This window comes from Nocardioides sp. N13(2025) (assembly GCF_051912545.1).
Lineage (GTDB): Bacteria > Actinomycetota > Actinomycetes > Propionibacteriales > Nocardioidaceae > Nocardioides.
Genome location: NZ_CP196809.1, coordinates 2,015,688 through 2,031,698, shown reverse-complemented (window position 1 = coordinate 2,031,698; position 16,011 = coordinate 2,015,688). Strand labels below are relative to the sequence as shown.

Annotated in this window: 12 protein-coding genes; 11 read left to right on the top strand and 1 reads right to left on the bottom strand. The window is 69.8% G+C overall.

Translation table 11 applies throughout. The features are described 5' to 3' along the window. Window positions 1-4: 4 nt before the first annotated feature. Window positions 5-1,285 (bottom strand): DUF349 domain-containing protein, encoded by a 1,281-nt coding sequence (locus ACS3YM_RS09780; protein WP_439936252.1) that lies wholly within the window; start codon window positions 1,283-1,285, stop codon window positions 5-7. 103 nt (window positions 1,286-1,388) lie between these two features. Between ACS3YM_RS09780 and ACS3YM_RS09775 the strand changes: the two genes are divergently transcribed. From ACS3YM_RS09775 to ACS3YM_RS09725, 11 genes are all read left to right on the top strand, one after another. Further along, window positions 1,389-2,108, top strand: coding sequence for an MBL fold metallo-hydrolase (locus tag ACS3YM_RS09775; RefSeq protein WP_439936251.1), 720 nt, complete (start codon window positions 1,389-1,391; stop codon window positions 2,106-2,108). A gap of 1 nt (window position 2,109) precedes the next feature. Further along, a complete protein-coding gene (hisS, locus tag ACS3YM_RS09770) occupies window positions 2,110-3,459 on the top strand; it encodes a histidine--tRNA ligase (protein WP_439936250.1) in 1,350 nt (449 codons plus the stop codon). After that, entirely contained in the window at window positions 3,456-5,258 is a 1,803-nt protein-coding gene (gene aspS / locus ACS3YM_RS09765; RefSeq protein WP_439936249.1) for an aspartate--tRNA ligase, read from the top strand. The genes hisS and aspS overlap by 4 nt, the downstream gene beginning before the upstream one ends. Before the next feature lie 164 nt (window positions 5,259-5,422). Beyond that, window positions 5,423-6,454, top strand: coding sequence for an ABC transporter permease (locus ACS3YM_RS09760; RefSeq protein WP_439936248.1), 1,032 nt, complete (start codon window positions 5,423-5,425; stop codon window positions 6,452-6,454). A gap of 77 nt (window positions 6,455-6,531) precedes the next feature. Next, window positions 6,532-8,307, top strand: coding sequence for an ABC transporter substrate-binding protein (locus ACS3YM_RS09755; RefSeq protein ID WP_439936247.1), 1,776 nt, complete (start codon window positions 6,532-6,534; stop codon window positions 8,305-8,307). 157 nt (window positions 8,308-8,464) lie between these two features. Further along, entirely contained in the window at window positions 8,465-9,472 is a 1,008-nt protein-coding gene (locus tag ACS3YM_RS09750; RefSeq protein WP_439936246.1) for an ABC transporter permease, read from the top strand. A gap of 11 nt (window positions 9,473-9,483) precedes the next feature. Further along, window positions 9,484-10,569 carry an ABC transporter ATP-binding protein gene (locus tag ACS3YM_RS09745; RefSeq protein WP_439936245.1) on the top strand — a complete coding sequence of 362 codons (1,086 nt, stop codon included), beginning with the start codon at window positions 9,484-9,486 and terminating at the stop codon, window positions 10,567-10,569. Continuing rightward, the gene (locus ACS3YM_RS09740; RefSeq protein WP_439936244.1) at window positions 10,566-11,897 is read left to right on the top strand and encodes an ABC transporter ATP-binding protein; all 1,332 of its coding nucleotides are present in this window, start codon (window positions 10,566-10,568) and stop codon (window positions 11,895-11,897) included. Before ACS3YM_RS09745 ends, ACS3YM_RS09740 begins: the two co-directional genes overlap by 4 nt. A gap of 95 nt (window positions 11,898-11,992) precedes the next feature. Beyond that, window positions 11,993-13,339, top strand: coding sequence for a replication-associated recombination protein A (locus ACS3YM_RS09735; RefSeq protein ID WP_439936243.1), 1,347 nt, complete (start codon window positions 11,993-11,995; stop codon window positions 13,337-13,339). Between the two features lie 37 nt (window positions 13,340-13,376). Continuing rightward, the gene (locus ACS3YM_RS09730) at window positions 13,377-14,333 is read left to right on the top strand and encodes a TIGR03885 family FMN-dependent LLM class oxidoreductase (protein WP_439936242.1); all 957 of its coding nucleotides are present in this window, start codon (window positions 13,377-13,379) and stop codon (window positions 14,331-14,333) included. A gap of 3 nt (window positions 14,334-14,336) precedes the next feature. Continuing rightward, a complete protein-coding gene (locus tag ACS3YM_RS09725) occupies window positions 14,337-16,007 on the top strand; it encodes an alpha-amylase family protein (protein ID WP_439936241.1) in 1,671 nt (556 codons plus the stop codon). Window positions 16,008-16,011 lie beyond the last annotated feature (4 nt).

The window sequence follows — 16,011 nt, the reverse complement described above, 5'->3', positions numbered from 1 at the left end:
GGCGTCAGCCGCCGAAGTCGGCCGCGGCCTTGCGGGCCATGTCGAGGAAGGCCTGCTTGTTGGCGAGCTCGCCCTCGAGGTCCTTGACCAACCTGTCGTCGCCGGCCGCGGTGGCCTTGTCGAGCTTGGCCTGGGTCTCGGCGATCCCGGCCTCGAGCTTGCCGATCATGTCGTCGGCGCGCGCCGACTTCTCGGGGTCGCTGCGGCTCCACTGCTCGTCCTCGACGGCGCGGATGGCCTGCTCGACCTTGCGCATGCGGCCCTCGAGGTCCTTCATCCGGTCGCGGGGCACCTTGCCGGCGGCGTCCCAGCGGTCGGCGAGGTCGCGGAAGGTCTTCTTCACGGCCTCGAGGTCCACCCCCGGAGACTTCACCTGCGCGACGAGCGCCTCGGCCTCGACCAGGATCTGGTCCTTGACCTCGGCGTTGGCCGCGAACTCCTCGTCGAGGGCGGCGTTGGCGGCGTCGCGGGCGCCGAAGAAGGCGTCCTGCGCACCGCGGAAGCGCTGCCAGAGCTGGTCGTCGACCTCGCGCGGCGCCGGGCCGGCGGCCTTCCACTCGCGCATCAGGTCGCGGTACTTGCCGGCGGTCGGACCCCACTCGGTCGACGAGGACAGTGCCTCGGCCTCCTTCGCGAGGCGCTCCTTGATGACGCGGGCGCCGTCCCGACGCTCGTGCTCCTCGGCGAAGTGCGCCTTGCGGTGGCGGGTGTACGTCGTCCGGGCCGTGGAGAAGCGACGCCACAGCGCGTCGTCGGTGGCGCGGTCGAGGCGGGGCAGCTCCTTCCACGTCGCGAGCAGCTCGCGCAGGCGGTTGGCGCCGTTGCGCCAGTCGGTGCTGTCGGCGAGCCGTTCGGCCTCGGCGACGATCTTCTCCTTCTCCGCCTTCGACTCGGCGCTCTTCTGCGCGCGCTCCTCCTTGCGGGCGGCGCGCTGGGTGGCGATCACCGGGCCGAGGGCGTCGAGGCGGGCGGCCAGGGCGACCAGGTCGCCGACCGCGTGGGCGTCGACGACCTGCTCGCGCAGCGCCTTGATCGAGGAGGTGGCCTCCTCGGGGGCGAGCCGGCCCGAGGCCACCCGCTGCTCGAGCAGATGGACCTTGCCCTCCAGCTCCTCGAAGCGCTTGGAGAAGAACTCCAGCGCCTCGGCCGGCGTGCCGGCCTCGTAGGACCCGACGGATCGCTCTCCGTCTGCGGTGCGGACATAGACGGTGCCGTCCTCGGCCACCCGACCCCAGGCCGTCCCAGCGGGGGCCGAGTCGTCTCGGGACTGCTTGTCGGCGCTCATGGTCGCCCATCGTAGTCATGGCCCGGAGTGCCCTCGGTAGGCTTCCCACCTGAGCGGGTGGACCGCACCAGACGAGCATCGAGACAAGCAAGGACTGACGCCTGTGTTCATCGCTGGCTTCCCCGCCGGACCCTGGGGGACCAACTGCTATGTCGTGGCGACGGGTCCCGGTGCCGAGTGCGTCGTGATCGATCCCGGCAAGGACGCGGCCGAGGGCGTGGCCCAGGTCGTGCGCGAGCACGGGCTCAAGCCGGTCAGCGTGCTCGTCACGCACGGCCACGTCGACCACATGTGGTGCGTGGCCCCGGTCGCCGGCACCTACGACGCCACCGCCTGGATCCACCCGAGCGACCGCCACCTCCTGAGCGACCCGATGGCCGGCATGAGCCGCGAGACCACGCAGATGCTGCTCGGCGGCAGCTACACGTGGGCCGAGCCCGACGACGTGCGCGAGCTCTCCGACCTCGCCGAGCTCGAGCTGGCCGGCTTGAGGTTCGTCGTCGACCACACCCCGGGGCACACCGAGGGCTCGGTGACCTTCCGTACGCCCTACGCGCAGCAGGACGTCTCGGAGCTGATGTTCTCCGGCGACCTGCTCTTCGCGGGCTCCATCGGCCGCACCGACCTGCCCGGCGGCGACCACGCCACGATGCTGCGCAGCCTGACCCACAAGGTGCTCACGCTGCCCGACGACATCGTGGTCCTGCCCGGGCACGGGGAGCAGACGTCCATCGGCCGCGAGCGCGCCACCAACCCCTACCTGCTCGACCTCCAGCGCGAGGGCGACCAGGGGACCGACCGCCAGGTCACGCGAGGACTGTGAGATGAGCAAGATCAGCCCGCTGAGCGGGTTCCCCGAGCTGCTGCCCGCCCAGCGCGCCGTCGAGCGCGACGTCATCGCCTCCGTCTCGCGCACCTTCGAGCTGCACGGCTTCGCCAACATCGAGACCCGCGTCGTCGAGCCGATCGAGCGTCTGGCCAAGGGCGGTGAGGTCGACAAGGAGATCTACGTCCTCCAGCGGATCGCGGCAGAGCCCGACGCGAAGGCCGAGCTCGGCCTCCACTTCGACCTCACCGTGCCGTTCGCGCGCTACGTGCTCGAGCACGCCGGTCACCTGGAGTTCCCGTTCCGGCGCTTCCAGGTCCAGCCGGCCTGGCGGGGCGAGCGCCCGCAGGAGGGGCGCTACCGCCAGTTCACCCAGGCCGACGTCGACATCGTCGGCCGCGACGAGCTGCCCTTCCACCACGACGTGGAGGTGATGTCGGTGATGGTCGACGCGCTCGGGCGCCTGCCGATCCCGCGCGTCTCGTTCCAGTTCAACAACCGCAAGCTGATCCAGGGCTTCTACCGTGGCCTCGGCATCGAGGACGTGACCGACGCGATCCGGGTCATCGACAAGCTCGACAAGCTCCCGGCCGAGGAGGTCGCCGCGATGCTGGTCGAGCGGGTCGGCACGACGCCGGAGCAGGCGCAGCGCTGCCTCGAGCTGGCCACGATCCGGGTCGAGGACACCTCGTTCGTGGAGCAGGTCCGCGCGCTGGGCGTCACCGACGAGCTGCTCGAGGAGGGCCTGAGTGAGCTCGCGGCCGTCGTCGAAGGCTGCCGCGCCGTCGCGGGGGACCGCGTCGGGGTCGAGGCCAACCTGCGCATCGCCCGCGGCCTCGACTACTACACCGGCACCGTTGTCGAGATCTTCATGGAGGGCTACGAGCGCCTGAAGTCGGTCGGCGGGGGAGGGCGCTACGACGCGCTCGCCAGCGACGGTCGTACGACGTACCCGGGCGTCGGCGTCTCCTTCGGGGTCTCCCGCACGCTCATCCCGCTCATCGCCGACGGCGTGCTGTCCGGCAGCCGACCCGTGCCCAGCGCCGTCCTCGTCGCCCTCAACACCGAGGAGGAGCGTGCGGCGAGCACGCGGGTCGCCGCAGCGCTCCGCGCGCGCGACGTCGCCTGCGAGGTCGCCCCGACCCCGGCCAGGTTCGGCAAGCAGATCCGTTTCGCCGAGCGCCGCGGCATCCCCTACGTCTGGTTCGTCCAGGCGGACGGCACCAGTCAGGTCAAGGACATCCGCACCGGGGAGCAGGTCGAGGTCGACCCCTCGACCTGGACCCCGCCCGAGGCCGACCTCCGGCCCACCATCGTCAGCACAGTTGAAACCAAGGAGAACCAGTGATCCGCACCCATGACGCCGGCGCCCTGCGCGTCGAGCACGTCGGCCAGACCGTGACCCTCGCCGGATGGGTGGCGCGGCGGCGCGATCACGGCGGGGTGGCGTTCCTGGACCTCCGCGAGCGCAGCGGCGTGGTGCAGGTCGTCGTGCGCGACGAGGCCGTCGCGCACAGCCTCCGCAGCGAGTTCTGCCTCAAGGTGACCGGCGAGGTCGTGGCCCGCAAGGAGGGCAACGAGAACCCCAACCTGGCCACCGGCGAGATCGAGGTCGTCGCCACCGACGTCGAGGTGCTCTCCACCTCCGACCCGTTGCCGTTCCCCATCGACGACGCGTCGGGGCACAAGGGCGGCGAGGTCGGCGAGGAGGCCCGCCTCAAGCACCGCTACCTCGACCTGCGCCGCAGCGGCCCCAACGCGGCCCTGCGCCTGCGCAGCAAGATCAACAAGGCGGCCCGCGACGTGCTCGACGCGCGTGACTTCGTCGAGGTCGAGACGCCCACCCTCACCCGCTCGACGCCGGAGGGCGCGCGCGACTTCCTGGTGCCCGCGCGCCTCGCCCCCGGCAGCTGGTACGCCCTGCCGCAGAGCCCGCAGCTGTTCAAGCAGCTGCTGATGGTCGGCGGCATGGAGCGCTACTACCAGATCGCGCGCTGCTACCGCGACGAGGACTTCCGCGCCGACCGGCAGCCCGAGTTCACGCAGCTCGACATCGAGATGAGCTTCGTGGACCAGGAGGACGTCATCACGCTGATGGAGGACGTGCTCGAGGCGATGTGGGCGCAGGCCGGCCACACGATCGAGCGGCCGCTGCCGCGGATGACGTACGCCGAGGCGATGGCGAAGTACGGCTCCGACAAGCCTGACCTCCGGATGGGCCTCGAGCTCGTCGAGTGCACCGACTACTTCAAGGACACCACGTTCCGCGTGTTCTCCCCTGAGAACGCCGACTACGTCGGCGCCGTGGTGATGCCGGGCGGCGGCAGCCAGCCCCGCCGCCAGTTCGACGCGTGGCAGGACTGGGCCAAGCAGCGCGGTGCCAAGGGCCTCGCCTACGTCACCGTCGCCGAGGACGGCGAGCTCGGCGGCCCGGTCGCCAAGAACCTCACGGACGCCGAGCGCGAGGGCCTCGCCGCCCACGTGGGCGCCCAGCCGGGGGACTGCATCTTCTTCGCCGCCGGCCCGGTCAAGAGCAGCCGTGCGCTGCTCGGCGCCGCGCGCCTCGAGATCGGCCGCCGGGGGGACATGCTCGACGACTCGACGTTCGCCTTCACCTGGGTCGTCGACGCACCGCTGTTCGAGCCCAGCTCCGAGGCGGTCGCCAGCGGCGACGTCGCCGTGGGCGCCGGCGCCTGGACGGCCGTGCACCATGCCTTCACCAGCCCGAAGGCGGAGTTCCTGGACACCTTCGACACCGACCCCGGCAGTGCGCTCGCGTACGCCTACGACATCGTGTGCAACGGCAACGAGCTCGGCGGCGGGTCCATCCGTATCCACCGCGGCGACATCCAGAAGCGCGTCTTCTCGGTGATGGGCATCGGAGAGGCCGAGGCGCAGGAGAAGTTCGGCTTCCTCCTCGACGCCTTCAAGTTCGGCGCGCCCCCGCACGGCGGCATCGCAGTGGGCATGGACCGCATCGTGGCGCTGCTCGCGGGCACCGACTCGATCCGCGACGTGATCGCCTTCCCGAAGTCCGGAGGCGGCTACGACCCGCTCACCGCCGCCCCGGCACCCATCACTCCCGAGCAGCGCAAGGAAGCCGGTGTGGACGCCGAGCCCGTGAAGGACCTCCCGTCCGCTGAGTGATCATCCGAAGCTTTGCCCGCGCCGCTGGGCGAACGCGTCGTGACGAGATCGTTACGCGTCAGTGACCGTCGATGCGGCGCGGGTCACATAGAGTCCCGTCTCGGCGCAGCCCCCGGGGGACCCCCGGATGCGCCGGGAAAGATCCCGAACCAGATGGGGAGAGCATGTCGGCAGAGATCGCAGGGCCGGAGACGTTGGGCTCGTTGAGTGACGAGCCCAGCCAGGATCCCAACAGCCAGCAGGCCAAGGAGATCTCCGGCAAGTCGCCGTTGCGGATCGCGATGGGCCGTCTGGTCCGGGACAAGATCGCGGTGGTCTGTGCGCTCGTCGTCCTCTTCTTCATCATCTGCGCGGTCTTCGCCGGCCCGATCAGCAGCCTGTTCGGGGTGAGCCTCGAGACCCCGCTGGCCAGCGCGCGCGTCGACGGCCTCAACAACGGCCTGCCCAAGCCCGAGATGGGCCCGCCCAACGGTCCGTTCACCTGGGACCACCCGATGGGTGTCGCTCCCCGCACGGGTGAGGACAACCTGGCCTACTGGCTCCACGGGTGCCGGGTGTCGCTCTTCATCGCCACCTCGGCCACGCTCATCGCCAGCTTCGTCGGCATCGTCATCGGCCTGCTCTCGGGCTTCCTCGGCGGCCGGGTCGACAAGGTGCTGTCGTTCTTCATCGACGCGTTCCTGACGATCCCCTACCTGCTGGCGGCGCTGACCCTGGCCCCGATCCTCAACGAGCGGTTCTCCCTCTCCGACAACTACCCGACGATCCAGAAGGCCAGCCTGATCACCGTGCTGGCCGTGCTGGGCTGGATGGGCACCGCGCGCCTGATCCGGGGCGAGGTGATGGCGCTGCGCGAGCGCGAGTTCGTCCAGGCGGCGCGCGTGATGGGCATGCCGACCTCGCGCATCCTGTTCAAGGAGCTGCTCCCCAACCTGGCGGCGCCGATCATCATCAGCGTCTCGCTGATGCTGCCCGCGTTCGTGGCAGCCGAGGCGGGCCTGGCCTACCTCGGCATCGGCGTGACCGACGGGATCTCCTGGGGCCAGACGATCCTCAAGGGCACCAACCTGACGTTCTTCCGCGAGTACCCCCAGTACCTCTGGCAGCCGCTGCTCGGTGTGGTCGCCCTGGTGCTCGCGCTCAACCTCCTGGGCGACGCGCTGCGCGATGCCCTCGACCCCAAGACCCGGCGCTGAGCGCGAGCTCGGCCAGGTCAACGCACGTCGCCGGAGACGCCGTCCTCGGTGAGAACAAAAAGGAAAGGCTGGACAGCATGAAGCGGAACAAGCCGCTTGCGCTCGTCGCTGGTGCCGCTCTTCTGACCCTCGCTGCCTGTGGCGGCGGGTCGTCGGACGACGACAACACCGGTGGCGAAGGCACGCAGAGGGACTTCGGCTCGCAGGAGGGGGGAACCAAGGACGCCGAGCGTCAGGGCCCCGCTGCTGACGTCGAGGGCGCGACCGCTGGTGGGACCATCACGGTCTACCTGCCGGGCGACCCGGGTCCCGACTCGCTCGACCCGACCGGTGGATGGTCCGTCACGGGCAACTCCATCCAGCAGGCGCTCACGAGCCGCTCGCTGACCCAGTACGTCCGCGACGAGAACGGCCAGCCCGTGCTGGTTCCCGACCTCGCCACCGACCTGGGCACGCCCAACGAGGACTACACGGAGTGGACCTTCACCATCCGTGACGACGCCACGTGGGAGGACGGCCAGCCCGTCACCGCCGACGAGGTCGCCTTCGGCATCTGCCGTTCGCTCGACTCCGAGGCCTTCCCGTCCGGCCCGGGCACCGAGTACTCCAAGCACTACTTCGACGGCGCCGAGGACTACGACGGTCCTTACACCGCCAAGGACCCCAAGTGCGAGAAGTGGGACGGCGTCTCGGTCGACGGCCAGGACGTGACCATCAAGATGGCCGTTCCGTTCCCGGACATGGACTACTGGGGCGCCTTCATGGCGATGGGCCCGGCCCCGCTCGGCAACGCCTCCAAGCCGCCGAACTACGGCACCAAGCCCCTCGCGAACGGCCCCTACAAGGTCGACAGCTACAAGCCCAACGAGGAGCTCGTCCTGGTCAAGAACGACCAGTGGTCCGCTGACTCCGACCCGGGCCGTCACCAGTACGCCGACGAGTGGGTCTTCAAGTTCAACCAGGACCAGGCCAAGGTCGACGAGATCATGCTCTCGGACAACTCCGACAGCCAGACCGCCGTCTCCACCTCGCTGGGCTCGGACAAGTACAACGACGCCAACGGCCAGCTCGGTGAGCGCCTCGTGCAGCAGACGTCGCAGTGTGTGTCCACGCTGACGCCCGACTACACCAAGATCACCGACATCAACGTCCGCAAGGCCCTCGCCTACGCGTACCCCTACGAGGACGTCTGGATCGCCGGCGGCGAGGTCCCGGGTGTGACCCGCGTTCCCGCCAACTCCATCATGCCCCCCGGCATGGCTGGCAAGAAGGAGTTCCAGGTCGACGGCGAGCAGATCGCCTACGACCCGGAGAAGTCGAAGGAGCTCCTCGCGGAGGCCGGCTACGGTGACAAGCCGTACCCGATCACCATGGTGTTCTACGAGGTCGACCCGCTGGCCAAGGCCACCCAGGACCAGATCACCAAGGGCTTCGAGGCCGGCGGTTTCTCGGTCAAGGCCATCCCGGTCCAGGAGTCGCCCTACAACATCTGGCTCGACCCCGACAACAAGATCAACAAGAAGCTGAACCTCCGTGGCGTCAACTGGTGCTCGGACTGGCCGGCCGGCTCGACGATGCTCCCGCCGCTGCTGAAGGGTGGCGCTGTCTACAACACCGCCTTCTTCGACGAGGCGTCGATCAACGACGAGATGGACAAGATCAACACCCTTCCGCTCGAGGAGCAGGCTGACGCCTGGGGCGCGCTGGACGAGAAGATCATGACGGAGTACTTCCCGATCATCCCGACCGCGTTCCGCAACGACCTGTTCGTCTTCGGCACGAAGATCGGCAACCCGTCGGGCGATGGCTCGATCGGTGCGCCGAACTACAAGGACCTGTACGTCATGCAGTGATCCTGGTGCTCGCTCGCGGGCATCACGTAGTAACCAGTAGCAACCACTGACGGGTGGGGGCTCCCGGACCGGGAGCCCCCACTCGCCAGCCCGGACCCGAGTAGGCTGTCTGCCTCGGGGGTCCGACTCATCCACCATCCCCGGAGAGTGACCTGCGATGTTCGCGTATATCGTGAAGAGGCTGATCTCGGGAGTCCTCGTCGTGACGTTGATCTCGATGGCGATCTTCCTGCTGTTCTGGTACGGCCCTTCCAGCCCCGCGCAGCCCATCTGTGACCGCGAGACCAGCAACCGCTGCGGCAACAAGATCGAGATCTACGAGAGGACGCTGGGTTACAACAACCCCGTCTACGAGGAGTACGGCAAGTTCGTCAAGGGCGTCTTCGTCGGCCGCACCCTCACCATCGCCTCGAACGAGTACGAGTGCTCCGCACCGTGCCTCGGCGTCAGCTTCCGCACCAAGCAGCCGGTCAAGGAGGAGCTGGTCTCGCGCATTCCCGCGACCTTCTCCGTGGCCATCGGCGGTGCGTTCCTCTACCTGCTCTTCGGGGTGCCCATCGGCGTCGCGGCAGCGCGACGGCGCGGCTCCGTCGCGGACAAGGCCCTGGTCTCGAGCTTCCTGTTCATCAGCTCGATTCCCTACTACCTCTTCGCCCTCCTGACCTGGCTCTACCTCACGATCACGTTCGAGGTGCCCCTCTTCAACGACACCGGCTACTTCTCGCCGATCGCCGACGGGCCGTGGAAGTGGTTCTCCGGCATGTTCCTGGCCTGGGTGGCCCTCGGCATCTTCGGGTGCACGCAGTACACCCGCTACACCCGCGGCGCGATGGTCGAGTCCCTCAGCGAGGACTACATCCGCACGGCGAAGGCCAAGGGCCTGCCGGCGCGGACCATCGTCTACAAGCACGGTCTGCGTGCTGCACTGGTGCCTGTCGTCACCATCTTCGGCATCGACTTCGGCACGCTCCTGGCCGGCACGATCTTCACCGAGCGGATCTTCGAGATCAAGGGGATCGGCTGGTGGGCCCTCGAGGCCGTCACCGGCAAGGACCTGCCCGTGGTGATGGCCACGGCCTTGTTCAGTGCCGTCATCCTGATCATCTCCAACCTGATCGTGGACGTCATCTACAGCGTCCTCGACCCGAGGGTGAGGCTTTCGTGACCAGCGTTCCCATGACCCAGTCGTCCGTCGACGAGATGGCCTCGACCGAGGGCCCCTACCTCCAGGTCGAGGACCTCAAGGTCACCTTCCCGACCCAGGACGGGCCCGTCACCGCCGTGCAGGGGCTGTCCTACACGGTGGAGCGGGGCAAGACCCTCGGCATCGTGGGCGAGTCCGGCTCGGGCAAGTCCGTGTCGAGCATGGCCGTGATGGGCCTGCACGACGCCAAGTCGGCCAAGATCTCCGGCTCCATCCGCGTGGGCGGCACCGAGGTCGTCGGCCTGAGCGAGTCGCGCATGCGCAGCCTGCGCGGCAACTCGATGGCGATGATCTTCCAGGACGCGCTCGCGGCGCTGCACCCGTTCTACAAGATCGGCTCGCAGCTCGAGGAGGCCTACCTGGTCCACCACTCGAGCGCCTCCAAGCGTGACGCCCGCCGCAAGGCCATCGAGATGCTCGACCGCGTCGGCATCCCGCAGCCCGACCGCCGGGTGGACGACTTCCCGCACCAGTTCTCCGGCGGCATGCGCCAGCGCGCGATGATCGCGATGGGCCTGATCAACGACCCGTCGCTGCTGATCGCCGACGAGCCCACCACCGCCCTCGACGTGACGGTGCAGGCGCAGATCCTCGACCTGCTCCAGGACCTGCAGCGCGAGTTCAACTCGGCCGTCATCATCATCACCCACGACCTCGGCGTCATCGCCGAGATGGCGGACGACGTGCTCGTGATGTACGCCGGTCGCTGCGTGGAGTACGGCACCACCAAGCAGATCCTGACCACGCCGGAGATGCCGTACACGTGGGGCCTGCTCTCCAGCATCCCCGAGGTGAACGCGTCCACCGACGCGCGCCTGATCCCTATCCCCGGCAACCCGCCGAGCCTGCTCCGGCCGCCGTCGGGCTGTTCCTTCCACCCGCGGTGCGTCCACACCGACAAGGTGCCCGGTGACCTCTGCTCCACCGAGCTCCCGGACCTGACCCCCGCGACGGGCGCCGCCCACCTCAAGCGCTGCCACATCGCCGACCCGACGGCGGTGTACAAGGCCGAGGTGCTGCCCGAGATCGCCCCCGAGCTGGTCGAGGAGACCCGATGACGCAGGACCCCAACGCCGAAGCCCGGATCGAGCCGACCGAGGTCGGCGCCAACGCCGCCGAGACGGGGGACAGGCAGCTCGACCGCGAGGTGAGCGACGCCTACGGCTCCCACGAGCTGGGCGTCGAGGACCTGGACTTCGCCACCCTCGCCCAGCACGGCCACACCGCCAGCGAGCTGGACCCGGACGCCCCCGCGGTCCTCACGGTCGACAACCTGAAGATGTACTTCCCGGTGAGGTCGTCCGGCGTCGTGCGCCGCACCATCGGCCACGTGCAGGCCGTCGACGGGATCTCCTTCGAGGTGTCCAAGGGCGGTTCGCTCGGCCTCGTGGGCGAGTCGGGCTGTGGCAAGTCGACCACGGGTCGGCTCATCACCCGGCTCTACAAGCCGACCGGCGGGTCGATGATGTTCGACGGCCACGACCTTGCGAAGCTCTCGAACCGGGAGATGAAGCCGCTGCGCCGTGACGTGCAGATGATCTTCCAGGACCCTTACACCTCGCTGAACCCCCGCCACACCGTCGGCACGATCGTCGGTGCGCCCCTCGAGGTGCACAACATCGTGCCGAAGAACAAGGTGCTGCCGCGGGTGCAGGAGCTGCTGGAGATCGTGGGCCTCAACCCCGAGCACTACAACCGCTACCCCAACGAGTTCTCCGGCGGGCAGCGCCAGCGCATCGGCATCGCCCGGGCGCTCACGCTCAACCCCAAGGTGCTCGTCGCCGACGAGCCGGTCTCCGCGCTCGACGTGTCGATCCAGGCGCAGGTCGTCAACCTGCTCCAGGACATCCAGTCCGAGTTCGACGTGTCGTTCCTCTTCATCGCCCACGACCTGGCGATCGTGCGTCACTTCTGCCCCGAGGTCGCCGTGATGTACCTCGGCAAGATCGTCGAGATCGGCGACCGCGACACGATCTACGGCCACTCCCACCACCCCTACACGCAGGCGCTGCTCTCCGCGGTGCCCGACGTGAAGCAGGCGGCGATCGGTGGACGTCGTGAGCGCATCCGCCTCGAGGGCGACGTGCCGAGCCCGATCAACCCGCCGTCGGGCTGCCGGTTCCGCACGCGCTGCCAGTACGCGCAGGAGATCTGCGCCAAGGTCGAGCCGCCGCTGCTGCAGATCGGCAAGCGCCACAAGGTCGCCTGCCACTTCGCGGGCGAGCTGGGTGCCCACCCGGCCACGCCGGTGACGACCGAGCTGCTGGGCGTCGACGACCAGGGCAGCCCGGTGCCGGGCGCCACGCCGACCAACACGCAGCTGACGATCCCCGGTTACGAGGACACCTGGTACGACCTCAGGTCCAAGCAGACCGCCGGCGCCTGAGGTCGGCTCTCCCGCGGTTTCGGCCGCAGGGGATACTCACCGACGTGGACGGCTTGTTCGAGATTCCGGGCGCGGGGCAACCCGCGCCCGGATCCATGTCCGGATCCGGCGCGGCCCCCGGCGCGGGGTCGCTGGCTGCCAACACCCACGCCTCGGCCCCGCTGGCGGTGCGGATGCGGCCCCGCACGATCGACGAGCTGGTCGGCCAGCAGCAGCTGCGTGCTGCCGGGTCGCCGCTGCGCCGCCTGATCGAGGGCGACCAGTCGATGTCGCTGCTCCTCTGGGGACCTCCCGGCACCGGCAAGACGACCATCGCGGCCATCGTCAGCCAGCAGACCCGGCGCCGCTTCGTCGAGGTCTCCGCCGTCGCCGCGGGGGTCAAGGAGGTCCGGGCGGCCATCGACGGCGCCCGCGCCGAGCTGGCCCGGGGCGGGCAGGAGACGGTGCTCTTCGTCGACGAGGTCCACCGCTTCACCAAGGCCCAGCAGGACGCGCTGCTGCCCGGCGTGGAGAACCGGTGGGTGACGCTCATCGCCGCCACCACCGAGAACCCGTTCTTCTCCGTGATATCCCCGCTGCTCTCGCGCAGCCTGCTGCTGCGCCTGCAGTCGCTGACCGACGACGACGTGGCCGAGGTGATCGAGCTGGCGCTCGCCGACGAGCGGGGCCTGGCGGGCGCCACCGAGCTCGACGACGACGCCCGCGCCCACCTCGTACGCCTGGCCGGTGGTGACGCCCGACGCGCGCTCACCTACCTCGAGGCCGCGGCGGGTGCGGCGGCGAGCAACGGGCTGGACACGATCGACCTCGCCACCGCGGAGACGGCCGTGGACCAGGCGGCCGTGCGCTACGACCGGCAGGGCGACCAGCACTACGACGTCATCTCGGCCTTCATCAAGTCGATCCGTGGCTCCGACGTCGACGCGGCGCTGCACTACCTCGCCCGGATGATCGAGGCGGGGGAGGACCCGCGCTTCATCGCCCGGCGCCTGGTGATCAGCGCCAGCGAGGACATCGGCCTGGCCGACCCGACCGCGCTGCCGACCGCCGTGGCCGCCGCGCAGGCGGTGCAGCTCATCGGGATGCCCGAGGCGCGGCTCAACCTGGCCCAGGCCACGATCGCGCTGGCCGTGGCCCCCAAGTCCAACGCCGTGATCACGGCGATCGACGCCGCGCAGGCCGACGTGCGGTCGGGACGCATCGGCGCGGTCCCGCCGCACCTGCGCGACGGGCACTACCCGGGGGCCGAGAAGCTGGGGCACAGCAAGGGCGCGCCGAAGCCCTACGTCTACAGCCACGACGAGCCCTACGGCATCGCCGAGCAGCAGTACGCCCCCGACGAGCTGCAGGACGCGTCCTACTACCGGCCCACCGCCCTCGGCGCGGAGGCGGCGGTCAAGGAGCGCTGGGAGCGCGTACGCCGCATCGTCCGCGGCTCCTGAGCCCCGGGCGCGTCCCGGGACCGCCTACGGTGGGGGCATGCGTCTCGGATTCCACGCATCACACGAGCAGATCGCCCCGTCCCGCCTGCTGACCGACGTCGAGCACGCCGAGCAGGCGGGCTTCGACATGGCCATGTGCTCCGACCACTTCTCGCCCTGGGGGAGCCGTCAGGGCCACTCCGGCTACACCTGGGCGTGGCTCGGCGCGGTGCTCGCGCGCACCGACCTCGAGCTCGGCTGCGTCTGCGCGCCGGGCCAGCGCTACCACCCGGCCGTGGTCGCCCAGAAGATCGCGACCCTCGCCGAGATGTTCCCCGGCCGCTTCTGGACCGCCCTCGGCAGCGGCGAGGCCAGCAACGAGCACATCACCGGGGAGCCGTGGCCTCGCAAGGAGGTGCGGACCCGGCGGCTGGAGGAGTGCGTCGAGGTGATCTCCCGCCTGCTCGACGGCGAGGAGGTCAGCCACGACGGCCTCGTCACCGTCGACCGGGCCCGGCTCTGGGACCTTCCCGAGGTGCGGCCGCGCCTGGTCGGTCCCGCGGTGTCGGTGGCGTCGGCCGCGCGGGTGGCTGCGTGGGCCGACGGCCTGGTCACCATCAATCAGCCCGTCGAGGTGCTGCGCGACGTGGTGGCCGCCTACCGCGACGCCGGCGGGCGCGGGGCCCTGGCCCTGCAGGTGCACCTGTCGTGGGCCCCCACCGAGGCCGAGGCCGAGGCGGTCGCGCTCGACCAGTGGCGCACCAACGTCTTCCCCGAGCCCGTGTGCTGGGACACCGAGACCGTCGAGGGCTTCGACGTGATGGCCGAGCACGTCGACATCGAGGGCGTACGACGCTCGGTGGAGGTCTCGTCCGACCTCGCGTGGCACCGCGACCGCATCGCGGAGCTCGCGGCCATCGGCTTCGACGACGTCTACCTGCACTTCGTCGGTCAGGAACAGGGCGGCTTCATCGACGCGTTCGGCGAGCACGTCCTGCCCGTGCTGCGAGACTGAGCCATGCGAGTCACCGACACGAGCGACCTGTGGTGGAAGAGCGCAGTGGTCTACTGCCTGGACATCGAGACGTTCTACGACTCCGACGGTGACGGCGTGGGCGACCTGGCCGGGCTGGCGCAGCGCATCGACTACCTCGCCGAGCTGGGCGTCTCCTGCCTCTGGCTGATGCCGTTCTACCCGAGTCCCGACCGGGACGACGGCTACGACATCACCGACCTCTACGGCGTCGACCACCGCCTGGGCACGCACGGGGAGCTGGTCGAGGTGATCCGCACGGCCCACGACCGCGGCATGAACGTGATCGCGGACCTGGTCGTGAACCACACCTCCGACAAGCACCCGTGGTTCCAGGCGTCGCGCCGCAGCACGACCAACCGCTTCCGCGACTTCTACGTCTGGCGCGACACCGAGCCCCCGGACACCTCGAAGCAGGTGGTCTTCCCCGACCAGGAGGACTCGATCTGGGAGCTCGACCCGCGCACGGGGGAGTGGTACCTCCACAACTTCTACAAGCACCAGCCGGACCTCAACCTCGCCAACCCCGCCGTGGTCGACGAGCTGCTGCGGGTCATCGGGTTCTGGCTCGAGCTGGGCTTCGACGGTTTCCGGGTCGACGGCATCCCCTTCCTGGAGCAGAACGCCAAGAACGCAGGTGACCCGTCGCTCACGGTCGACCCGCACGAGCTGATGCGCACGATCCGCGGCTTCCTCAACCGGCGCACGGGCCGGGCCACGATGCTCGGTGAGGTCAACCTGCCGCACGCGCAGCAGCGGCAGTTCTTCGGCGGCAAGGCCGCCAACGAGCTGCAGATGCAGTTCGACTTCATCGGCATGCAGGCGACCTACCTGGCGCTCGCGCGGTGCGACGCCCGCCCGCTCGTCACCGCGCTGCGCCAGCGTCCGCAGATCGACGAGACCTGCCAGTGGGCGACGTTCCTGCGCAACCACGACGAGCTCACGCTCGACAAGCTGACCGACCAGCAGCGCCAGGAGGTCTTCGACGCCTTCGGCCCCGAGCCCGAGATGCAGCTGTTCGACCGGGGCCTCAAGCGTCGGTTCCCGCCGATGGTCGACGGCGACCCGCGACGGGTGCGGATGGCGTACAGCCTGATGTTCTCGCTGCCCGGGACGCCGACGCTCTACTACGGCGAGGAGATCGGCATGGGGGAGGACCTCGAGGCGCCCGGCCGGATGGCCGTGCGCACGCCGATGCAGTGGAGCGCGGGGCGCAACGGCGGCTTCTCCACCGCGACCCCCGGCCGGCTCGTCCAGCGGGTGGTGCCCGGCGCCTACGGACCCGAGCACGTCAACGTCGCCGCACAGCTCCACGACCCCGAGTCCCTGTGGAGCCTCATGCGCAAGCTGATCAGCATCCGGCGCACCTGCCCCGAGCTCGGCTGGGGGACCTGGAGCGTCGTGGAGCAGCCCCAGCGACAGGTCCTCGTGCACCGGTGCGACCTCGACGGCTCCGCGGTCGTGACGGTGCACAACCTGGGGCCGGAGCCGGCGACCGTCGACGTGCCGGTCGACCCGGAGGGCCACGGGCTCGAGGCGACCGACCTGATGTCCGACGACCCCGTCAGCGGCGAGGGCTCGGTCAGCCTCGCCCTCGACGGCTACGGCTTCCGGTGGCTGCGGGTCCGACCCGCGGGTGACCTCGCGATCCCATGAGGCT